At 72.8% G+C, this 20,513-nt stretch carries 20 protein-coding genes; 16 read left to right on the top strand and 4 right to left on the bottom strand.

The window, feature by feature from the left end; translation table 11 throughout:
- Positions 1–29: 29 nt before the first annotated feature.
- Genes N912_RS0137355 through N912_RS0137365 form a run of 3 tightly spaced genes read left to right on the top strand, consistent with a single transcriptional unit; the run spans position 30 to position 2,637 of the window.
- Positions 30–956 (top strand): ABC transporter ATP-binding protein, encoded by a 927-nt coding sequence (locus N912_RS0137355; protein ID WP_028926440.1) that lies wholly within the window; start codon positions 30–32, stop codon positions 954–956.
- Positions 956–1,804 carry an ABC transporter permease gene (locus N912_RS0137360; protein ID WP_037068651.1) on the top strand — a complete coding sequence of 283 codons (849 nt, stop codon included), beginning with the start codon at positions 956–958 and terminating at the stop codon, positions 1,802–1,804. The genes N912_RS0137355 and N912_RS0137360 overlap by 1 nt, the downstream gene beginning before the upstream one ends.
- A 41-nt stretch (positions 1,805–1,845) precedes the next feature.
- Positions 1,846–2,637, top strand: a complete 792-nt coding sequence (locus tag N912_RS0137365; protein ID WP_037068720.1) for an ABC transporter permease — start codon at positions 1,846–1,848, stop codon at positions 2,635–2,637.
- Between the two features lie 108 nt (positions 2,638–2,745).
- Here the strand turns inward: N912_RS0137365 and N912_RS0137370 are convergent, their stop codons facing one another.
- The gene (locus N912_RS0137370) at positions 2,746–3,144 is read right to left on the bottom strand and encodes an NYN domain-containing protein (RefSeq protein WP_028926443.1); all 399 of its coding nucleotides are present in this window, start codon (positions 3,142–3,144) and stop codon (positions 2,746–2,748) included.
- Between the two features lie 104 nt (positions 3,145–3,248).
- On the opposite strand from N912_RS0137370, the gene N912_RS0137375 reads away from it, so the two are divergent.
- The 10 genes from N912_RS0137375 (at position 3,249) to N912_RS0137420 (ending at position 14,333) form a co-directional block, all read left to right on the top strand.
- On the top strand, positions 3,249–5,171 hold the full coding sequence (locus tag N912_RS0137375) for a TIGR03960 family B12-binding radical SAM protein (protein WP_028926444.1): 1,923 nt from the start codon (positions 3,249–3,251) through the stop codon (positions 5,169–5,171).
- A 25-nt stretch (positions 5,172–5,196) separates the two neighbouring features.
- Positions 5,197–5,670 (top strand): GNAT family N-acetyltransferase, encoded by a 474-nt coding sequence (locus N912_RS57095; RefSeq protein ID WP_245645708.1) that lies wholly within the window; start codon positions 5,197–5,199, stop codon positions 5,668–5,670.
- Positions 5,667–6,509: a TIGR03936 family radical SAM-associated protein gene (locus N912_RS57100; RefSeq protein ID WP_051581351.1), complete on the top strand. Its 843-nt coding sequence runs from the start codon at positions 5,667–5,669 to the stop codon at positions 6,507–6,509. The genes N912_RS57095 and N912_RS57100 overlap by 4 nt, the downstream gene beginning before the upstream one ends.
- Positions 6,510–6,656: 147 nt before the next feature.
- Positions 6,657–9,437 carry a translation initiation factor IF-2 N-terminal domain-containing protein gene (locus N912_RS57105; RefSeq protein ID WP_051581352.1) on the top strand — a complete coding sequence of 927 codons (2,781 nt, stop codon included), beginning with the start codon at positions 6,657–6,659 and terminating at the stop codon, positions 9,435–9,437.
- Positions 9,438–9,581: 144 nt separating this feature from the next.
- Positions 9,582–9,890, top strand: a complete 309-nt coding sequence (gene rplU / locus N912_RS0137395; protein ID WP_028926445.1) for a 50S ribosomal protein L21 — start codon at positions 9,582–9,584, stop codon at positions 9,888–9,890.
- A gap of 28 nt (positions 9,891–9,918) precedes the next feature.
- Complete coding sequence (gene rpmA, locus N912_RS0137400; protein ID WP_028926446.1) at positions 9,919–10,176, top strand: 50S ribosomal protein L27; 258 nt, start codon at positions 9,919–9,921, stop codon at positions 10,174–10,176.
- A gap of 100 nt (positions 10,177–10,276) precedes the next feature.
- Entirely contained in the window at positions 10,277–11,728 is a 1,452-nt protein-coding gene (gene obgE, locus N912_RS0137405) for a GTPase ObgE (RefSeq protein WP_028926447.1), read from the top strand.
- Positions 11,725–12,849 (top strand): glutamate 5-kinase, encoded by a 1,125-nt coding sequence (gene proB / locus N912_RS0137410; RefSeq protein ID WP_028926448.1) that lies wholly within the window; start codon positions 11,725–11,727, stop codon positions 12,847–12,849. Before obgE ends, proB begins: the two co-directional genes overlap by 4 nt.
- A gap of 90 nt (positions 12,850–12,939) precedes the next feature.
- Positions 12,940–13,728, top strand: a complete 789-nt coding sequence (locus N912_RS0137415) for an alpha/beta fold hydrolase (protein WP_169748023.1) — start codon at positions 12,940–12,942, stop codon at positions 13,726–13,728.
- Positions 13,725–14,333 carry a TetR/AcrR family transcriptional regulator gene (locus N912_RS0137420; RefSeq protein ID WP_084211548.1) on the top strand — a complete coding sequence of 203 codons (609 nt, stop codon included), beginning with the start codon at positions 13,725–13,727 and terminating at the stop codon, positions 14,331–14,333. The genes N912_RS0137415 and N912_RS0137420 overlap by 4 nt, the downstream gene beginning before the upstream one ends.
- Here N912_RS0137420 and N912_RS0137425 read toward each other — a convergent pair.
- Together N912_RS0137425 and N912_RS0137430 are read right to left on the bottom strand one after the other, a co-directional pair.
- Positions 14,330–14,932 (bottom strand): HAD family hydrolase, encoded by a 603-nt coding sequence (locus tag N912_RS0137425; protein WP_028926451.1) that lies wholly within the window; start codon positions 14,930–14,932, stop codon positions 14,330–14,332. The two genes, N912_RS0137420 and N912_RS0137425, sit on opposite strands and share 4 nt — an antisense overlap.
- Positions 14,933–14,941: 9 nt before the next feature.
- Positions 14,942–15,904, bottom strand: coding sequence for a helix-turn-helix transcriptional regulator (locus tag N912_RS0137430; RefSeq protein WP_245645710.1), 963 nt, complete (start codon positions 15,902–15,904; stop codon positions 14,942–14,944).
- 89 nt (positions 15,905–15,993) lie between these two features.
- Between N912_RS0137430 and N912_RS0137435 the strand changes: the two genes are divergently transcribed.
- The 3 genes from N912_RS0137435 to N912_RS0137445 are packed head-to-tail and all read left to right on the top strand — an operon-like array spanning position 15,994 to position 19,241.
- Positions 15,994–16,650: a class I SAM-dependent methyltransferase gene (locus N912_RS0137435; protein ID WP_028926453.1), complete on the top strand. Its 657-nt coding sequence runs from the start codon at positions 15,994–15,996 to the stop codon at positions 16,648–16,650.
- Positions 16,651–16,705: 55 nt separating this feature from the next.
- A complete protein-coding gene (fxlM, locus tag N912_RS57110) occupies positions 16,706–17,947 on the top strand; it encodes a methyltransferase, FxLD system (RefSeq protein WP_051581353.1) in 1,242 nt (413 codons plus the stop codon).
- Positions 17,948–17,951: 4 nt separating this feature from the next.
- Positions 17,952–19,241 (top strand): glutamate-5-semialdehyde dehydrogenase, encoded by a 1,290-nt coding sequence (locus tag N912_RS0137445; RefSeq protein WP_037068653.1) that lies wholly within the window; start codon positions 17,952–17,954, stop codon positions 19,239–19,241.
- Between the two features lie 25 nt (positions 19,242–19,266).
- Here N912_RS0137445 and N912_RS62740 read toward each other — a convergent pair whose 3' ends face one another.
- A complete protein-coding gene (locus N912_RS62740) occupies positions 19,267–20,457 on the bottom strand; it encodes a Shedu anti-phage system protein SduA domain-containing protein (protein WP_169748024.1) in 1,191 nt (396 codons plus the stop codon).
- Positions 20,458–20,513: the final 56 nt, after the last annotated feature.

Raw genomic sequence — 20,513 nt, forward strand, 5'->3', positions numbered from 1 at the left:
TTGTCGGTGGCCGCGGTTACCGTCGCCGGGTGTCCGATGCACTGGTCCAGGCCCGAGGATTGACCAAGCGTTTCGGTGACCTGGCAGCGGTGCGCGGCATCGACCTGGACGTGCCCAGGGGCGAGGTGTTCGGGTTCCTGGGGCCGAACGGCGCCGGCAAGTCCTCGGCGATGCGGATGATCGCCTGCGTGTCGCCGCGCAGCGCCGGCTCGCTGCAGGTGCTCGGCATGGACCCGGACGTCGACGGGCCGGCCATCAGGGCCCGCATCGGGGTGGTCCCGCAGCTGGACAACCTCGACGTCGAGCTGACCGTCCGGCAGAACCTGGAGGTCTACGGGCGCTACTTCGGGCTCTCCCGCGCCCAGGTTCGGGCCAAGGCCGCCGAGCTGCTGGAGTTCGCCCAGCTCACCGAACGCGCCGGCGACGCCGTCGAGCCGCTGTCCGGCGGCATGAAGCGGCGGCTGACCATCGCCCGCTCGCTGGTCAACGAGCCGGAGCTGCTGCTGCTCGACGAGCCGACCACCGGGCTCGACCCGCAGGCCCGCCACCTGCTGTGGGACCGGCTCTACCGGCTCAAGCAGCGCGGCGTGACCCAGCTGATCACCACGCATTACATGGATGAAGCGGAACAGCTCTGTGACCGGCTGGTGGTGATGGACGGCGGGCTCATCGTCGCGGAGGGCTCGCCGTCCGACCTGATCGAGCGGTACTCCACGCGCGAGGTGGTCGAGCTGCGGTTCGCCCCGGACGCGCCCCGGCCGGACGCCGACGAGCTGGCCGCGGTGGCCGACCGGGTGGAGCAGCTGCCGGACCGGACCCTGCTCTACGCCGCCGACGGCGAGGCGGCGCTGCGCGCGGCGCACCTGGCCGGCGTGCGCCCGCAGGGCAGCCTGGTGCGGCGCTCCTCGTTGGAGGACGTGTTCCTCCGGCTCACCGGGCGGAGCCTGGTGGACTGATGGCGAACTCGACGGTGCTGGTCGAGCCGCCGCGCTCGATCGGGCGGGTGCTTCCGGCGTGGCGCGCGGTGCTGGTCATCCTGGAGCACTTCGCGATCTGGTACCGCAAGGGCTGGCGGGCCACCGTGGTGTCCAGCGTCCTGCAGCCGGTGCTGTTTCTGCTGGCGTTCGGCATCGGCTTCGGCAGCCTGGTGGACGGCGGCGGGCGGGCCGGGCTGTCCGCCGACGCGCTCGGCGGGGTGCCGTACCTGGTGTACCTCGCGCCCGGGCTGCTGGCCATGTCCGCGGTGCAGACGGCGGCGTTCGAGTCCACCTACCCGGTGCTGTCCGGCTTCAAGTGGCAGCAGCTGTACTGGGGGATGGCCGCCTCGCCGCTCACCCCGGGGCAGGTCGCGATCGGCCACCTGACCTGGGTGGTGGCCAGGATGTTCTCCTCCGGCGCGGTGTACGTCGTGATCATCGCGCTGCTCGGCGGGGTGGCCGGGTTCGGCATCGTGGTCTCGCTGCTGGCGGCCACCCTGTGCGGGGCCGCGTTCGCCGCGCCGACCATGGCGTTCGCCGCGACCCTGGAGAACGAGGGCACCGCGTTCGCGTCCTACTTCCGGTTCGTGCTCATCCCGATGACGCTGTTCGCCGGCACCTTCTTCCCGGTCTCCCAGCTGCCGGTGTGGCTGCAGCCGCTGGCCTGGGTCACCCCGCTGTGGCACGGCACCGAGCTGGCCAGGGGCGCCGCGCTGGGGACGCTGAGCTGGTGGCCGGCGCTCGGGCACGTCGGGTACCTGGTCGCGATGCTCGCGGCCGGGACCGTGGCGCTGCGGTGGCGGTTCGTCAGGAGGCTGGCCCGGTGAGCGTCACACCGCGCGAGGTCACGGCGGCCGGGTCGGCGCCGATGTTGCGGATCCTGCCGGTCGGCGGGTACGCGGGGCGGGCGCGGATGCTGCTGGTGCGCTCCACGCTGGCCTACCGCCGGGCCTGGCTGGCGTTCGTGTCCGGGTTCTTCGAGCCGGTGTTCTACCTGTTCGCGCTCGGCCAGGGGCTCGGCTCGCTGGTCGGCACCATGCCGGGGCCGGACGGCTCGCCGATCAGCTACGCCGCGTTCATCGCGCCCGGGCTGCTGGCCGCCTCGGCGATGAACGGCGCGGTGTACGACTCGACCTTCAACGTGTTCTTCAAGCTGCGTTACGCCAAGCTGTACGACGCCATGCTGGCCACCCCGCTCGGGCCGGTGGACGTGGCGCTGGGCGAGATCGGCTGGGCGCTGCTGCGCGGCGGGCTGTACTCGCTGGGGTTCCTGGCCGTGATGGCCGGGTTCGGGCTGCTCACCTCGCCGTGGGCGCTGCTCGCGCTGCCGGCGGCGCTGCTGGTGGCGTTCGCGTTCGCCGCGCTCGGGATGGCGGCGACCTCGTTCATGCGCTCCTGGCAGGACTTCGACCTGATCCAGCTCGCGATCATCCCGATGTTCCTGTTCGCCACCACGTTCTTCCCGCTGTCGGTCTACCCCCGGCCGCTTCAGCTCGTGATCGAGTGCCTGCCGCTCTACCACGCCGTGGAGCTGATGCGCGGCCTGACCACCGGGATCGTCTCGGCCGGCATCCTCGGCCACCTCGCCTACTTCGTGGTACTGGCCGTCCTCGGCGCCGTCATCGCCGCCCGCCGCCTCAACACCCTCCTCCTCCGCTGACCGACCAAGCTATCCGCCCGCACACCCCGTTCGTGCCTCGCACACCTGCTTCAGCGCATGTGCGGGGTACGAAGTGGATGTGCGGGCGGATAGCTCACGCACGGACGCTCACAGGCGCGTCAGGAGCCAGGACGGGGGCACGACGGTCGCCCCGGCCGCGACGACGCGGGCGCGGAGGGCGCGGTCGGCGGTGACCACGGCAACCTCGGCGCCCTCGGTGACCAGCGCGGACGCCTCGGCCACTATCGCGGAGTCGCCGTCGGTCGCGGCATGCACCACGCGCAGCCCGGGCACGTCCGTCGCACCCGCCGGCACCCCGGCGCGGGCGGCGCCCTCCAGCACCACCAGGACCGGGCCGTCCAAGGCACCCGACCGCAGCGCCGCCGCGAGCTGGGCGACCAGCCGTGCCGCCGCCCCCGGGCGGTCGCGCCACCACCCGTCCGGCCGCGAGCCGACCACGTTCGCCCCGTCGACGATCAGCGTCGTCGGGTGCTCCACGGTGTTCACACCGACCATCCTGGCAACGCCCAACGGCATGATCAACGACCGCCGGGGTGCCGAGGGTGAATCGCCCGCATAGCGGTGACGGGCACGGTCTACCCTGGGTTGACGTGAGTGTGGAATCGGTCTTTCCGGCGCTGGAGCCGCTGCTGCCCCGGGTGTCCAAGCCCGTGCAGTACATCGGCGGCGAGCTCAACAGCACGGTGAAGGACTGGGACGAGGCCCGGGTGCGCTGGGCGCTGATGTACCCGGACGCCTACGAGGTCGGCCTGCCCAACCAGGGTGTCATGATCCTCTACGAGCTGCTCAACGAGCAGCCCGACGTGCTCGCCGAGCGGGCCTACGCGGTCTGGCCCGACCTCGAGGACCTGATGCGCGAGCACCGTGTGCCCAGCTTCACCGTGGACGGCCACCGCCCGCTGCACGCGTTCGACGTGATCGGCGTCAGCTTCGCCACCGAGCTGGGGTACACCAACCTGCTCACCGCGCTCGACCTGGCCGGCATCCCGCTGCGCGCCGCCGACCGCACCGACGAGCACCCGATCGTGATCGCCGGCGGGCACGCCGCGTTCAACCCCGAGCCGATCGCCGACTTCGTCGACGCCGCCGTGCTCGGCGACGGCGAGCAGGCCGTCCTGGACATCACCGAGGTGTTGCGCAGGGGCAAACCCAGCCGCGCGGAGGTCCTGCGCAGGCTGGCCGAGACCGACGGCGTCTACGTCCCGAGCCTCTACGACGTGACCTACCGCCCGGACGGCCGGATCGACGCGGTCACCCCGAACGACCCGCGCGCCCCGCGCAGGGTGGTCAAGCGCACCACCACCGACCTGGACGAATGGCCGTACCCCAAGCAGCCGCTCGTCCCACTGGCCGAGACCGTGCACGAGCGGATGAGCGTGGAGATCTTCCGCGGCTGCACCAGGGGATGCCGGTTCTGCCAGGCCGGGATGATCACCCGGCCGGTCCGGGAGCGGTCGCTGGCCGGCATCGGCGAGATGGTCGAGCGCGGCCTGGGCGCCAGCGGGTTCACCGAGGTCGGCTTGCTGTCGCTGTCCTCAGCGGACCATTCGGAGATCGCGGAGATCACCAAGGGCCTCGCGGACCGCTACGAGGGCACGAACACCACGCTGAGCCTGCCGTCCACCCGGGTGGACGCGTTCAACATCGACCTGGCCAACGAGCTGTCCCGCAACGGCCGGCGCTCCGGGCTCACCTTCGCCCCGGAGGGCGGCTCGGAGCGGATCCGCCGTGTGATCAACAAGATGGTCTCCGAGGACGACCTGATCCGCACCGTGAGCGCCGCGTTCGCCCAGGGCTGGCGGCAGGTCAAGCTCTACTTCATGTGCGGGCTGCCCACCGAGACCGACGAGGACGTGCTGGAGATCGCCAGCATGGCGCACCGGGTGATCAAGGCCGGCCGGGAGGCCAGCGGGCGCAACGACGTGCGCTGCACGATCTCCATCGGCGGGTTCGTACCCAAGCCGCACACGCCGTTCCAGTGGGCCTCCCAGGCCGACCCGGGGACCATCGACGGGCGGCTGCGCAAGCTGCGGGCGGCGATCAACTCGGACCGCCGGCTGGGCCGCAATGTCGGCATGCGCTACCACGACGGCGAGCCGTCGCTGATCGAAGGGCTGCTGTCCCGGGGCGACCGGCGGGTCGGACGGGTCATCGAGCGGGTCTGGCGGGACGGCGGCCGCTTCGACGGCTGGCGCGAGCATTTTTCCTACCAGCGGTGGGTTGAGGCAGCGTCACAAGAGCTGGCGCCGTACGGGGTCGACCTGGGCTGGTTCACCACCCGGGAGCGGTTCCAGGACGAGGTCATGCCGTGGGACCACCTGGACTCCGGGCTGGACCCGGACTGGCTCTGGGACGACTGGCAGGACGCGCTGGCCGCCCGCGAGCAGGACGACTGCCGCTGGACGCCGTGCTTCGACTGCGGGGTGTGCCCGGCCACGGGCACGGACATCCAGGTCGGCCCGAGCGGCACCGCGCTCATCCCGATCACCCCGGTCACGGCCAGTGGCGGCTGACCGAACCCCGCCGGTGACCGTGCGCGTGGCCGACGACCGAGACCTACCCGCGCTGGCCAGGCTGCGCAGGGAGTGGACGGCCGAGCGCACCGGCGAGGCGGACCAGGACGCCGGCTTCGAGCGCGCGTTCGAGGCCTGGTGGCGCGCCGAGTTGCCGCGCCGGACGTTCTGGCTGGCCGAGGCGGGCACCGAGCGCAGCGGCTACACGGCGGTCGGCTCGCTGAACGTGGTCGAGATCGGCAACATGCCGCGACCGGGCGGGCGGCCGGGGCGCTGGGGTTACGTGGGCAACGCGTTCGTGGTCGCCTCCTACGCCGACCGGGGCGTGGCCGCCGCGCTGCTCACCGCCGCCGTGGACCACGCCAGGGCGCGCCGGTACCAGCGGCTGGTGCTGCGGCCGACGCCGAGCAGCGCGCCGTTCTACCTGCGGCACGGGTTCACCCCGGCCGGGGAAGGGATGTTGATGTTGTTGCCCAGCGCCGGGCAGGAGGACTCGTGAGCGCCAGGGGAACGGCCCCGAACCCGGCGCCGCCCACGGTGTGCAAGGTCCGGGTCCGGTTCGCCAAGCGCGGACGGCTGCGGTTCGCGTCACACCGTGACGTGGCCCGCGCGTTCGAGCGGGCGGTGCGCCGGGCCCGGCTGCCGGTGGCCCGCTCGCACGGGTTCAGCCCGCACCCCCGGCTGTCCTGGGTCGGCGCCGCACCCACCGGCACCGCCAGCGAGGCCGAGTACGTCGAGATCGGCCTGACCGAGCCGCTGGCCCCCGAGCGGCTCACCGAAGAGCTGGACGCCGCGCTGCCGACCGGCCTGGACGTGCTCGACGCCGTCGTCTCCGAACCCGGCGCCCCGGCGCTGGCCGACCTGATCGACGCCGGCCGCTGGCGCATCGAGGTGCCCGGCGTGGCCCCGTCCGTACTCGCCGCCGCCGTGCGCGAACTGCTCGCCGCCGAGACCGCGGTGGTGCGGCGCGCGACCAAGAACGGCCCCCGACCGGTCGACGTGCGTGCCGCGCTGGTGAGCGCGCTGGTCGAGGAACCGGACGACCTGGGGCGGGAGGCAAACGGTCGTTCACAAGATGCGAGCGGCGCACCCTGTGCGATAATGACCGCGGTCGTTCGACAGACCAGACCTGCCGTCCGACCCGACGACGTGCTGGGCGCTCTTCAGCTCGTCGCGGACCTGCGGCCGCCGGTGCCCCCGATGGCGATCCGGCTGGCTCAGGGTCTGCTCGACGACCGAGGCCGCCTTGCCGATCCGTTCGACGCCGCCCGAGCGACCACCTCGACGGCGCCGGAAGGGTCCGGAGCGGAAGGCGATCAGCACGCCGCCGAGCGGTAGCCCAGCCGGCCGAGGGTCACGAACCCGACGGCCGGGACGCAGTGTGGTCACAGGATTGCTGTCCCCCCGGAGGTCGGGGGCGACAGAGAAAGCTAGGCCCCTGAGCGGCCGCCTTCTTCCGAGGGCGCCCGGGGGCGAAGGAGCTGCATGTCCGATATTGACGTGCCCGCCGGCCAGGCCGACGGGCGTAAGAACGTATCCGAAGCACCCGAGCTGGCCGACCGGCTGCGGGTGCACGCGCTGGCGAAACTGATCTCGGCGACCAGCCGGCAGGTGCTGGACGCGCTGGCCTCGCTGGGCTCCCCGGCCAAGGGGCCGCAGTCCAGCGTCGACAAGGAGACCGCGCAGCGGGTCATCGAGACGCTCGCCCCCGAAGCGAGCCCAGAGACGAAACCGGAATCGACCCCCGACACGCCGGCCTCCGGCCCCGCCGCGCTCACCCTCAGCGACCCCCTGCCCGACACCCCCGCCGTCGAGGCCGCCCCGGAAGGCCCCGGCGGGGCGCTGCCGCTGTTCGCCGCGCCCAGCCCGATGTTCCTGCCGCCCGAGCCGCCGGCCGCGCCGGCCCGCCCGCCGGCCGCCGCCGCTGCCCCTGACGACGCCCCCGACGACACGCCGGCGCCGAAGGCGTCCGACGAGCCCGCCGAGCCGGACTCCGAGGAGCCGTCCGACGGCACCGACGAGGGCGGCGAGACCAAGCGGCGCCGCCGCCGTGGCCGTCGCGGCCGAGGCCGTGGCAAGGGCACCGACGACGACGTGGCCGAGTCCACCGAGCAGGACGACGACGCCCAGCGCGCCGACACCGAGACCGAGGCCGAGACCAGCCAGGCCAGCGGCGACGCCGACACCGAACCCCCCGAGGCCAACGGCGAGGAGTCCTCGGGCGGGTCGAGGCGCCGTCGCCGTCGCCGCCGCCGCAAGGACACGGCGGACTCCGAGTCCGACAGGGCCGACGGCACCGACACCGACGACCCGCCCAACACCGTCACCAAGATCAGGGACGCCCGGCCGAAGTCCGACAACGGCGACGAGGGCATCCAGGGCGTGCGGGGCTCCACCCGGCTGGAGGCCAAGCGCCAGCGCCGCCGCGACGGCCGCGACGCCGGCCGCCGCCGGGCCCCGGTGCTGTCCGAGGCCGAGTTCCTGGCCCGCCGCGAGTCGGTGGAGCGGACCATGGTGGTGCGCCAGCGCGGCGAGCGCTCCGAGATCGGCGTGCTGGAGGACGGCGTGCTGGTCGAGCACTTCGTCACCAGCTCCGGCGGCTCGTCGCTGGTCGGCAACGTCTACCTGGGCCGGGTGCAGAACGTGCTGCCCAGCATGGAGGCGGCGTTCGTGGACATCGGGCGCGGCCGCAACGCCGTGCTCTACGCCGGCGAGGTGGACTGGGACGCCGCCGGGCTGGCCGGCAAGGCGCGGCGCATCGAGCAGGCGCTGTCCAGCGGGGACAACATCCTGGTCCAGGTCACCAAGGACCCGGTCGGGCACAAGGGCGCCCGGCTGACCACCCAGATCAGCCTGCCCGGGCGGTTCCTGGTCTACGTGCCCTCCGGCGGCACCCACGGCATCAGCCGCAAGCTGCCCGACGTGGAGCGGCGCCGGCTCAAGGACCTGCTCAAGGAGATCGTCCCCGAGGACGCCGGCGTGATCATCCGGACCGCCTCGGAGGGCGTCAGCCAGGAGGCGCTGGAGCGCGACGTGCGCCGGCTGCAGGCCCAGTGGGACGTGGTCAAGACCAAGGCGGACGCCGCCACCGGCGGGAAGGGCAAGTCGAAGGGGCCGGAGCTGCTCTACGAGGAGCCGGACCTGATGATCAAGGTGGTCCGCGACCAGTTCAACGAGGACTTCGCCAAGCTCGTGGTCGAGGGCGACGACGCATGGGACACCCTGCAGGCCTACATCGGCCACGTCGCGCCCGAGCTGGTCGAGCGGGTGCACCGGCACGTCGGGACCACCGACGTGTTCTCCGAGTTCCGCATCGACGAGCAGCTGACCAAGGCGCTGGACCGCAAGGTCTGGCTGCCCTCCGGCGGCACCCTGGTCATCGACCGCACCGAGGCGATGACCGTCATCGACGTCAACACCGGCAAGTTCACCGGCTCCGGGGGGAACCTCGAGGAGACGGTGACCCGCAACAACCTGGAGGCCGCCGAGGAGATCGTGCGGCAGCTGCGGCTGCGGGACATCGGCGGCATCATCGTGATCGACTTCATCGACATGGTGCTGGAGTCGAACCGGGACCTGGTGCTGCGCCGGCTGACCGAGTGCCTCGGCCGCGACCGCACCCGCCACCAGGTCGCCGAGGTGACCTCGCTGGGCCTGGTGCAGATGACCCGCAAGCGGGTCGGCGTCGGGCTGCTGGAGGCGTTCTCCACGCCGTGCGAGCACTGCCGGGGCAGGGGCGTGATGGTCTCCTCCGACCCGGTCGAGCAGCGCGGCGACCAGGGCCAGCACGGCTCGCACGGCGGCGGTGGCGGTGGACGCCGCCGAGGCCGGGGCGGCGACCAGGACAACAACGGCGGGAACGGACGCCGCCGGAGTGGCGGCTCGGGCGGCGGCTCGGAGTCCGGCTCGCCCAACGGCAAGGCGGTGCCCTCGCCGGCTCCCGCGCCGGCCCGCCCGACCCCGCCGGCACCGGCTCCGGCCGCACCGGTGGCTCCGGCTCCGGTCGCACCGGTCGCCGCCGCGCCGCCGGTCCCGCCCGCTCCGCCGCCGGCGCGCCCGCCGGCCGAGTCCGAGTCCGAGTCCGAGCTCGCGCCCGCCGCCGACCACGTCGATCCTCCGCCACCAGGGATGGAGCCGGTCACCGTCGGCGCGCCGGCGGCCGAGCCCGCCGCCCGTCCGGCCCGGCGCCGGCGCCGGGTGGCGTCCCGCCCGGCCGGCCCGCCGGTGGACAAGGCAGTGAACGGTGACACCACCGACCCGGTTTGACCCCCTCGACGAGCGGCCCGTACCCTGGGATGTCGACAGCCGCGTCGGCAGGCGCTGACGCTGGCGGCGGGTCGCCCGGGGCCCCGCCCGGCGTGCGAGTCACCGTGAGTCCCCCGAACGAGACACAGGAGTAGTGCGTCAACGATGTACGCGATCGTGAAAACCGGCGGCAAGCAGTACAAGGTCGCGGTCGGTGACGTGCTCACCGTCGAGAAGCTCGACCTCGAGGCGGGCGCCGAGGTGAACCTGCCGGCCGTGCTCGTGGTGGACGGCTCCGACCTGACCACCGACGCCGCCGCGCTGGCCAAGTTCTCGGTCACCGGCAAGGTCGTCGGGCAGACCAAGGGTCCGAAGATCCGGATCCACAAGTTCAAGAACAAGACCGGCTACCACAAGCGCCAGGGTCACCGCCAGCCGCTGACCCGCGTCGAGGTCACCGGGATCTCGAAGTAGCTCGGAGCGCGTCAGAAAGGCACGGCAGATGGCACACAAGAAGGGCGCCTCCAGCTCCCGCAACGGGCGTGACTCGAACGCGCAGCGGCTGGGCGTGAAGCGGTTCGGCGGTCAGAACGTGAACGCCGGCGAGATCCTGGTCCGCCAGCGCGGCACCAAGTTCCACCCGGGCGCCGGCGTCGGCCGGGGCGGCGACGACACGCTGTTCGCGCTGATCACCGGCGCCGTGCAGTTCGGCAGCAAGCGCGGGCGCAAGACGGTCAACGTGGTGCCGGCGGGGGAGTAGACCCGCACCGAAGAACGTTCGCTCGAGGGGCGGGTCCGACAATCGACGGATCCGCCCTTTGTGCTGTGTATAGACAGGTTTACGAAGGAGGTGCTGGCGGATGGCCAGGTTCGTCGACCGCACCTCGCTGCGGGTGATCGCCGGTCACGGTGGCAACGGGTGCGCGTCGGTGCACCGGGAGAAGTTCAAGCCGCTGGGCGGGCCGGACGGCGGCAACGGCGGGCGCGGCGGTGACGTGGTGTTCGTGGTCGACCCCGGCGTGCACACCCTGCTCGACTTCCACCACCGCCGCCAGGCGCGCGCCCGCAACGGCACCCAGGGCCAGGGCAGCCTGCGCAACGGCTCGGCCGGCGAGGACCTGGTGCTCGCGGTGCCGGACGGCACGGTGGTGATGGGCGCGGACGGCGAGCAGCTCGCGGACCTGGTCGGCGTCGGCACCCGGTGGGTGGCGGCGGCCGGCGGCAAGGGCGGGCTGGGCAACGCCGCGCTGGCCAGCGCCGCGCGCAAGGCCCCCGGGTTCGCGCTGCTCGGCGAGGCCGGGCAGGAGCGCGAGCTGGTGCTGGAGCTGCGCTCGCTGGCCGACGTGGGGCTCGTGGGGTTCCCGTCCGCCGGCAAGTCCTCGCTGGTCGCGGCGCTCTCGCAGGCCCGGCCGAAGATCGCGGACTACCCGTTCACCACGCTGGTGCCCCAGCTCGGGGTGGTCAGCGCGGGCGAGCAGACGTTCACCGTCGCCGACGTCCCCGGGCTGATCCCCGGCGCGGCGTCCGGGCGGGGCCTCGGGCTGGACTTCCTGCGGCACATCGAGCGCTGCGCGGTGCTGGTGCACGTGGTCGACTGCGCCACGATGGAGCCCGGCCGCGACCCGCTCTCCGACGTCGACGCGCTGGAGGCCGAGCTGGCCCGCTACACCCCCGGCCTCGGGGGCGAGCTGGCCGACCGGCCCCGGATCGTCGCGCTGAACAAGATCGACGTCCCGGACGCGGCCGAGCTGGCCGAGCTGGTCACCCCGGAGCTGGCCGCGCGGGGCTGGCCGGTGGTGGCGATCTCCACCGCCAGCCACGCCGGGCTGCGCGAGCTGAGCTTCCTGATGGCCCGCGAGGTGGCCGAGTACCGTGCCGCCCAGCCGCCCCCGGAGCCGACCCGGCTGGTGCTGCGCCCGCCCTCGGTGGGCGAGCCGGCGTTTCACGTCGACCCCGACCCGGACGAGGAGGGCGCGTTCGTGGTGCGCGGCGAGCGCCCGGAGCGCTGGGTCCGCCAGACCCAGTTCGACAACGACGAGGCCGTCGGCTACCTGGCCGACCGGCTGGCCCGCCTCGGCGTGGAGGACGCGCTGGCCAAGGCCGGTGCCCAGCCGGGGGCGCCGGTGACCATCGGCGACGTCACGTTCGACTGGGAGCCGTCCACCCCGTCCGGGGCGATCGTCGCGCTCGGCAACCGAGGCGCCGACCCCCGCCTGGACCGCTCCACCCGGGCCAGCGCCGCCGAGCGCAAGTCCGCCCGCGCCGCCCGCCGCGCCGGCCCGGACGAGGAGGACGCGGAGCCGGCGACATGACCACCAGGCGGCTGGTGGCGGCCGCCGCTCGGGTGGTCGTCAAGGTGGGGTCGTCGTCGCTGACCAGCCTGGGCGGCGGGATCGACCACGGGCGGCTGGACGCGCTGGTGGACGCGCTGGCCGCGCGGCGGGCGGCCGGGTCGCAGGTGGTGCTGGTCTCGTCCGGGGCGATCGCGGCCGGGCTGGCCCCGCTCGGCATCGGCAAGCGCACCCGTGACCTGGCCACCCAGCAGGCGGCGGCCAGCGTGGGCCAGCTCCAGCTCGCGCACGCCTACTCCGCCTCGTTCGCCCGCCACGGCCTGACCGTCGGCCAGGTGCTGCTCACCGCCGACGACGTGATCCGCCGCGCGCACTACCGCAACGCCCAGCGCACCCTGGTCCGGCTGCTGTCGCTGGGCGCGCTGCCGGTGGTCAACGAGAACGACACGGTGGCCACCGACGAGATCCGGGTCGGCGACAACGACCGGCTGGCCGCGCTGGTCGCCCACCTGATCGGCGCGGACGCGCTGCTGCTGCTCTCCGACGTGGACGGCCTCTACGACGGCGACCCGCGCCGGCCGGGGGCGGTGCTGCTGCCCGACGTCGAGGACGTCGCCGCGCTGGCCGAGGTCGACGTGGCCCGCCCCGGCGCATCCGGGCTGGGCAGCGGCGGCATGGCCACCAAGATCGAGGCCGCCGCGATGGCCGCCGGTGCCGGCGTCCCCGTGCTGCTGGCCGCCGCCGAGGACGCCGCGCTCGCCCTGGACACCGCGCCGGAGGGCCCGAAGCTGGGCACCGCGTTCCGGGCGCAGCACCAGCGGCTGTCCGCGCGGCGGTTCTGGCTGCGGCACGCCGCCGACGTGCGCGGCCGGCTCGACCTGGACGCCGGCGCGGTGGCCGCCGTGATCGAACGCCGCCGCTCGCTGCTGGCCGCCGGGGTGCACGGCGTGTCCGGCGAGTTCGTGGCCGGAGACGTGGTCGACCTGGTCGGCCCGTACGGCACCGTCGTGGCCCGCGGCGTGATCGCCTTCGACGCCGCCGAGCTGCCCGCGCTCATCGGCCGCCGCACCCGAGACCTCCCGCCCGAGTACCGCCGCGAGCTGGTCCACGCCGATGACCTGGTGCCGCTGCGCGGCTCGTAACAACAGCTCTCTGCAGTTACGCCATGAAACACACCTGCGAGTGTGTATCGTTGACGTCACAAGAGAGCGTAGATGTACCAGGAGGCTGTGATGCCGACGGTGTTGCGTAATGGTGTGCAGAGCTACTACGAGGACCGGGGCGCCGGCGAGCCGGTCCTGGTGTGGGGCCACGGGCTCCTGCTGTCCTCGCGGTTCCTCGACGACGTCATCGACCGGCTGCCCGGCCACCGGTCGATCGCCGTCGACTTCCGAGGTCACGGGCGGTCGGCGGGGGTCACGGACGGCCTCACGCTGGCGGACATCGCCGACGACATCGCCGAGGTCCTGCGTGAGCTGAACGTCTCCGACGTGGTGTACATCGGCCACTCCACGGGCAGCGCCGTCGGGATGCGGCTGGCCGCGCGCCACCCCGGGCTGGTGCGGGCCGCAGTCGGCCTGGCCGGCGTGCCCGTGACCGGCAACTCGCCCGAGCTGATGGAGGACGCCACGGCGCTGCTGCCGATGCAGGGCGACGCCGCCGCGCTCACCGCCCTGCTCGGCCACCTCACCGCCCACCCCGGCCAGGAGGCGATGATCTCCGCGGCGGGCCGGGAGGCCGCGCTGGTCCCGCTGGAGGCGCTCAAGAGCATCGCCCTGACAGAGCTGTTCCTCGACGAGTCCGAACAGCTGCTGCCCAAGCTGACCCAGCCGTGGCTGTTCGTCATCCCCGGCGAGGACAAGTCGATCTCCCCGGACCTCCAGTTGGCCGCCGCGCGCCGGTTCCCGAACCACCGGGCGCTGTGGCTGGGCGGCGAGGGGCACCTGGTGCCGCAGGAACGTCCCGCCGAGATCGCCCGGATCATCGGCGACTTCGTGGCGGGGCTACCGTCGAGTACATGAGCAGCGACGCGCAGACTCCGCTGCAACGCCAGCTCAGCGGGGCCGGCGCCCCGGCCAGGGCCACGCCGCTGGACGCGCTGGAGACCGCGCGGCGCTGGTTCAACAAGGGCCGGCGGCTGGACATCCAGGCGCTGGCCGCCGAGCTGGGCATCTCCCGGGTGACGCTGCACCGCTGGGTCGGCACCCGCGAGCAACTGCTCACCGAGGTGCTGTGGGCGAACGCCGAGCGGGCGCTGACCCGGCTGCGCGAGCAGGTCCGCGAGGAGTCGCCCGCGCACAGCCACACCGCCGAGGTGCTCAGCCGCTGGGCGCGCGACGTGCTCGCCCACCCCGGCCACCGGCAGCTGCAGTCCGACGAGGGCGAGATGTTCACCCGGCTGCTCACCCACGACGCCAGCGTGTTCCAGCGCCGGCTGATCGAGCTGGTCCAGGAGCTGGTCGCCGAGGACATCGCGGCCGGCCGGATCACCATCGAGCTGGAGCCGCTGGAGCTGGCGTACACCGTCGTACGGATCGTCGAGTCCTTCGTGCACACCCCGGCCATCACCGGCTGCGCCCCGGACCCGGACCGCAACGCCCGCGTGCTGCGCGCCCTGTTGCGCTAACCCGCCGAGACGAAGCCGAGCAGCTCCGGCCGCAGCCGCGCGGCCGAGGACCACAGCCGCCCGTGCATGCCGGCCCGGCGCGCGCCGTCCACGTTCGTCTGGCGGTCGTCGACGAACAGGCAGTTCGCCGCGTCGGCCCGCAGGTCGGCGAGCAGCGCCGTCCAGATCTGAGGGTCGGGCTTGGCCAGCCGCAGGTCGCCGGAGAACACCAGGTGCCGGAAGTGCGCCGTCCACGGCTGCCGCGACGCCACCCGCCCGAACGAGCTCGGCGCGTTGGACAGCAGCGCCAGCCGCGCGCCGGCGTCGGCCAGCTCGGCCAGCAGCGCCACGGTGTCCTCGTCGGTGCGCAGCCAGCCGTCGATGTCGATCTCGGTCAGCTCGGCGGAGGTGCGCTCGTCCACGTCGACGCCCAGCTCGGCGCCGATCGAACGCCAGTACTCCAGGTCCGTGCAGCCCCGGTCGTAGAGGTCGCGGCCGGCCCAGTACGCCGCCGCGAACTCGTCGGTCCCGGCACCGAGCCGGCCCGCCAGCGCCGGCAGCGCCTCGGTGTGCCGGCTGATCACCCCGCCGTAGTCGAACACCACCCAGTTCGCCGTCACACCGACACGCTATCGCGCGCTCGCGCCGGCGTCCGCGCCCGTGGACGCCCGGCGGCGCCAGGCGCGCGGCGTGATCCCGTGCTCGCGGCGGAACACCCGCCCGAAGTACCCGGGGTCGGGCAGCCCGACCTGGCGGCCGACCTCGCCGACCGCGAGCTCGGTCTCGGTGAGCAGCCTGCGGGCCTCGGTCATCCGCCGCTCGGTGATCCAGTCCTGCACGGTGCGGCCGGTGCGGCGGCGAACCGTGGTGGTCAGGTGGCCCGGCGTGAGGTTCACCGCGCCGGCCACCTCGCGCAGCGACAGCCGGTCCGGATACCGCCGCTCGATCACGTCGAACACCTCGGCGAGCAGCCGCTCGTTGCCGCGCCTGGGCTCGCCCAGGACCTCGGTGGCCAGCCGCGCCACGCCGACCAGCAGCAGCGTGAGATGCGCCAGCGCCGCCTCCCGGTACCCGTCGTGGCGCCGGGTCAGCTCCGTTTCGAGGTCCGTGATCCGCCGCGCCCACTCGGGCCGCTCGTCCGCCGGCACCCGCAGCCGCAGCAGCCCGCCGGCCCCGCCGTGCGCGAACGGGAACAGCAGCGGGTGCGACCGCCAGGACGGCGGCGGCACCGCCCGCCCCGGCTCCAGCGCCTCGGCCACGAAGAACACGGTGCTGGCCGCCACCTCCAACACACCGTCCGTATCCCCCGGCCGGGCCGTCACGCCGGGCGCGACCACGTAGAGGTCACCGGTGTGGATCGGCCCCAGCGGGCCGTCCGGGCACCCGGGACCGCCGTCGCGCTCGATGTACACCAGCGCCGGGAACTCGTGGGAGTGCGGGTGGCGGTCGATCCGGTGCGGCGTGCCAGGGCGCAGCCGCAACACCGAGACCGGCGGCACCGCCGGGTCGCGGACGTAGCCGTACACCGGGATCCCGGCGCGGTACCGGATGATCCGGGTGGCCTCGACCATGACCCAAAGATAGTCCGACATTCGCGCAGGATCGCCCCATTCCCGAGGTCGAACAGCGGACAGCATGGACGTCGACGACCGAAAATCATCCGATCACGAAGGAGTGCGCCATGCCGAGCCGCCACCCTGGCGCCACCGAACACGACTACCTGCCCGCCTTCGGCCGCGACGCGCTGCTGCCGTTCTACGACCTGCTGACGTCCGTACTCCGCGTACCCAAGGTGCACGGCCAGCTCCTCGACCTGGCCTGCCTCGACGACGACACCGCCACCCTGGAGATCGGCTGCGGCACCGGGAACCTCACGCTCATGGCCAAGCGGCGCCACCCGCGCACCGAGGTCGTCGGCCTGGACCCCGACCCGCTCGCGCTCGCCCGCGCCACCCGCAAGGCCGGCTCGCTGGACGTCCGCTTCGACAGGGGCTACGGCCAGGCGCTGCCCTACCAGGCGGCTTCCTTCGACCGGGTGCTGTCCGCGTTCATGCTCCACCACCTGGCCGGCGAGGCGCGCGAGCAGACCGCCGCCGAGGCGCGCCGGGTGCTCAGGCCCGGCGGCGCGCTGTACCTGGTCGACATCGGCGGCCGGGTCGCCCCGTCCGACGGGTACGCGGCCCGCCGGTCCCTGCGCTCGCCCCACCTGTGCGACAACCTGGGCGACCGCATCCCCCAGCTGCTGCTCGGCGCCGGCTTCGACGAGTGCGTCGAGCTGACCCATCGGGTCGGTCGCCTGATCGGCCGGATCACGTTCTACCGGGCCTCTCTCACGTAACACGAGGTCGTATCGTGCCTGGACGCGCGGCCGTCGCGGGGACGACACTGATCAGGTGCGGACGGAGCAGCTGCGGACGGCCATGGTGTCCGGCCTGATCGCGAGCGGACGGATCCGCACCCGGGGCGTGGAGCGGGCGTTCCGGGCGGTGCCCCGGCACCTGTTCCTGCCCGAGCTGCCGTCCGAGCAGGCGTACCAGGACGAGGCGGTCGCCACCAAGTGGGTGGACGGCGTCGCGGTGAGCTCGGCGTCCCAGCCGTCCATGATGGCGATCATGCTCGAACAGCTGGAGCTGCGGCCCGGCCACCGGGTGCTCGAGATCGGCGCCGGCACCGGGTACAACGCCGCGCTGATGTCCGAGGTGGTCGGCCCGGCCGGCTCGGTGGTCGCGGTGGACATCGACGAGGACCTGGTGCAGAGCGCGGGCGAGCACCTGGCCGCCGCCGGGGTGCCCGGCGTGACGCTGGCCACCAGGGACGGCGCGCTGGGCTATCCGGAGCGCGCGCCGTACGACCGGATAGTGCTCACCGTGGGCAGCTGGGACATCCAGCCGGCGTGGTGGCGCCAGCTCGCGCCGGGCGGCCGGTTGCTGCTGCCGCTGTCGGTGCGGGGCAGCCAGCTGTCCGTCGCGCTGGACCTGATGCCCGGCCCGCCGCCGTACCTGCGCGGGATCTCGGTGCGCAGCTGCGCGTTCGTCAGGTTGCGCGGCCAGGGCGCCGGCCCGGAGAGCAGCCGGCCGCTGGACACGGACGGCCTGGCGGTGCAGACCGGCGACCAGCGCGAGCTGGACACCGCCGGGCTGCGCGCGCTGTTGCGGTCGCCGGGGGACGAGCGGGTCAGCTCGGTGAAGCTGGCCGCCGTCGACCTGTGGGACGGGCTGGGGCTGTGGCTGGCGGTGCGCGAGCCGAACGTGTGCCGGCTGCTGGTCAGCGCCGCCGCCTCGGACCGCTCGCCGTCGCTGCTCCCGGTCGGGATGGACGGCGGGACGGTGGCGCTGCTCGGCGAGCGCGGCCTGGCCGTGGTGGTCCCGTGCGGGCACGCCTCGGCCGAGCTGGACCGCCGGTTCCCGGTCGCGGTGCGGCCCTACGGCCCGGACGGGGCCGGCCTCGCGGACCGGCTCGGCGGGCTGCTGGGGGCCTGGGCGGCGGCCGGGCGCCCCTCGGCCGCCGAGCTGCGGATGCGGGCCTACCCGTCGGACACCACGCCGCCTCCGGGGGCCGGCTCGGTGCTGCGCAAGGCGCACAGCCAGCTGGTGCTGGACTGGCCGGATAACCGGGTGGCGCCCGGCCTATCCTGAACTGATGACCACGCTCGAAGCCGGCGCCGCCAGTGACACGGTGCGGGAACAGGTGCACGCCGCCGCCCGGCGGGCCCGGGTCGCCGCCGCCGACCTGGCCCAGCTGCGCCGCGCGGAGAAGGACGCCGCGCTGGCCGCCATGGCCGACGCGCTGCGGGCAAACGCCGCGACGATCCTGGCCGCCAACGCCGAGGACGTCCGCGCCGGGCGGGAGTCCGGCATGGCCGCCGGCCTGGTCGACCGGCTGACGCTGACCGAGGGGCGGATCGACGGCATCGCGGGCGGTTTGGCCAAGGTGGCCGGCCTGCCCGACCCGGTGGGCGAGACGGTCCGGGGCAGCACCCTGGCCAACGGCCTGCGGCTGCGTCAGGTCCGGGTGCCGATGGGCGTGGTCGGCATGGTCTACGAGGCCCGCCCGAACGTCACGGTCGACGCCGCCGGGTTGGCGCTGAAGTCCGGCAACGCGGCGCTGCTGCGCGGCTCGTCCTCGGCCCGCCGGACGAACTCCGCGCTGGTCGACGTCCTGCGTTCGGCGCTGGTCAAGGTCGGGCTGCCCGCCGACGCCGTGCAGCTGCTGCCCAGCGAGAGCCGGGAGAGCGTGCGGCACCTGATCACCGCGCGCGGCCTGGTCGACCTGGTGATCCCGCGCGGCGGGGCCGGGCTGATCTCCTCGGTGGTGACCGAGGCGACGGTGCCCACCGTGGAGACCGGCATCGGCAACTGCCATGTGTACGTCGACGCGTCCGCCGACCTGGAGTTGGCCGAGCGGATCGTGCTCAACTCCAAGACCCGCCGGCCGTCGGTGTGCAACGCCGCCGAGACGCTGCTGGTGCACGCCGCCGTGGCCGACACGTTCGTGCCCGTGATCGCGGCGGCGCTGCACGAGGCCGGCGTCACCGTGCACGCCGACAAGCGCTTCGCCGCGCTCGCCCCGTCCGCCGTTGCGGTGACCGACGAGGACTGGGACACCGAGTACCTCTCGCTGGACATCGCCGCCGCCGTGGTCGACTCCCTGGACGACGCCGTCACCCACATCGCCGAGCACGGCTCGTCCCACACCGAGGCGATCGTCACCACCGACCTCTCGGCGGCCGATGCCTTCACCTCGCGCGTAGACGCAGCCGCCGTGATCGTAAACGCCTCCACCGCCTTCACCGACGGCGAAGAGTTCGGCATGGGCGCCGAGATCGGCATCTCCACCCAAAAACTCCACGCCCGAGGCCCCATGGCCCTCCCCGAGCTCACCTCCACCAAGTGGATCGTCTGGGGCACCGGCCAAACCCGCCCCGCCTAAAAGCCTCCGCGAGTCGGGGGTTTTGTCAGGGTGAGTCGCGGATTTTGTCAGGGCCCGTACGTGTTGACGGATCCTGGCTGATCACGTCATCAAGGTTGAGGGCGCGCTCCGCGTTGTCGAGGAGTTCCTTGTATGTGATGACGTCAATTCGGTTCCAGTGGCTCGCCTGAGTGCGTAGCACTTCGTTGATGAATGACTCATCCTGGTCTGGTGAAAAAAGAGGGTGACCTGCAACAACCGTGCCATGCGCGCGCCGAGCCTCGATGCCATGTTCCTCCAGTAGCTCATTCCGATGCTCATCGAGCACGCGAAGGTAGTTGACGACCTGCCCGATTGCATCGAAAACTTCCGAAGTGAGAACATGGCCGCTCCTCCTGTGCGGTTTGATCAGCTGAACATTGGCCTTCTTCAGTTCAACTACATGAAGTACGCCGTCAGGGCGGAGTAGTGGTATGTCAATCTCCAGACCTGCTGTGAGCCTTCGGAGTGGAGCTACGCTCAGGAATTGTCCGCCAAAGATCCACGGCAGTCCTGAGATTGCGCTCTGGATCTGTCGCTCGGTACAATACCGGTTCGCAACCAACTGTCGGATGTCCTGAAGTTTCTCGCGCCTGATCGTTAGTTGGGCTGCCGCGACGAGAGCCTCTGCGTCCGGCTCGGCAAGGAGCGTTCGCAGGCGGCGGTCGTCTCCGGTGCTACTGAGATCGCTGATGAAGTCAATTCGGTCGGATAGGACGTCAGTCACCCAGGCGTAGCCCTCCGTTCGTATTCTGTAGGCACCGTAGTGGCCGCCTCTCCGGGCGCGTACAAATCGCAGTGCCTGTCCTCCGCGCTCTTGGAAGTGCGCTTTGATGTCCGCCGTGGACGAATCGGGATGATCATCTAGATAGGATTCGATTTCCTTGGCGACTGCTGCGCTGAATCCTGACATGATGCGTTCCATCATGTGAATGTCGTCCTGGCCGCTCCCGTCGTACATGGCGTAACGCTGCTTTAGGTCATCTACGAGGACTTTTCCGGTGGCGTAGCCGAGAGCGTCGTCCAGCCCTGACAAACTGTCGTCAGATTCGTGGAGCTGTGCTTCCCGTCGGGCGAATGTCAAGAGATCCAGCAGCCGACGTCCACCCTTGTACGGGCTCTGCGTGCCGAGATGGTCAAGCACTTCCATGATCGCCGATGCGACCTCGGTCTTCTCGGCGTGCTCGTGGAGTGCCAAGAGTAATGACCTCAACATGAAGTCACTTCTGATGCGCACTGGCCCGGTCTCCCTTG

Source organism: Actinospineispora acaciae DSM 45401 (assembly GCF_000620785.1).
GTDB classification, from domain to species: Bacteria; Actinomycetota; Actinomycetes; order Mycobacteriales; family Pseudonocardiaceae; genus Pseudonocardia; species Pseudonocardia acaciae.

Coding starts and splice junctions, on each gene's coding strand:
- N912_RS0137360 (WP_037068651.1), top strand. CDS start 956: ATGGCGAACTCGACGGTGCTGGTCGAGCCGCCGCGCTCGATCGGGCGG.
- N912_RS0137365 (WP_037068720.1), top strand. CDS start 1,846: ATGTTGCGGATCCTGCCGGTCGGCGGGTACGCGGGGCGGGCGCGGATG.
- N912_RS57105 (WP_051581352.1), top strand. CDS start 6,657: ATGTCCGATATTGACGTGCCCGCCGGCCAGGCCGACGGGCGTAAGAAC.
- rplU (WP_028926445.1), top strand. CDS start 9,582: ATGTACGCGATCGTGAAAACCGGCGGCAAGCAGTACAAGGTCGCGGTC.
- rpmA (WP_028926446.1), top strand. CDS start 9,919: ATGGCACACAAGAAGGGCGCCTCCAGCTCCCGCAACGGGCGTGACTCG.
- obgE (WP_028926447.1), top strand. CDS start 10,277: ATGGCCAGGTTCGTCGACCGCACCTCGCTGCGGGTGATCGCCGGTCAC.
- proB (WP_028926448.1), top strand. CDS start 11,725: ATGACCACCAGGCGGCTGGTGGCGGCCGCCGCTCGGGTGGTCGTCAAG.
- N912_RS0137415 (WP_169748023.1), top strand. CDS start 12,940: ATGCCGACGGTGTTGCGTAATGGTGTGCAGAGCTACTACGAGGACCGG.
- N912_RS0137420 (WP_084211548.1), top strand. CDS start 13,725: ATGAGCAGCGACGCGCAGACTCCGCTGCAACGCCAGCTCAGCGGGGCC.
- N912_RS0137430 (WP_245645710.1), bottom strand. CDS start 15,904: ATGTCGGACTATCTTTGGGTCATGGTCGAGGCCACCCGGATCATCCGG.
- N912_RS0137435 (WP_028926453.1), top strand. CDS start 15,994: ATGCCGAGCCGCCACCCTGGCGCCACCGAACACGACTACCTGCCCGCC.
- N912_RS0137445 (WP_037068653.1), top strand. CDS start 17,952: ATGACCACGCTCGAAGCCGGCGCCGCCAGTGACACGGTGCGGGAACAG.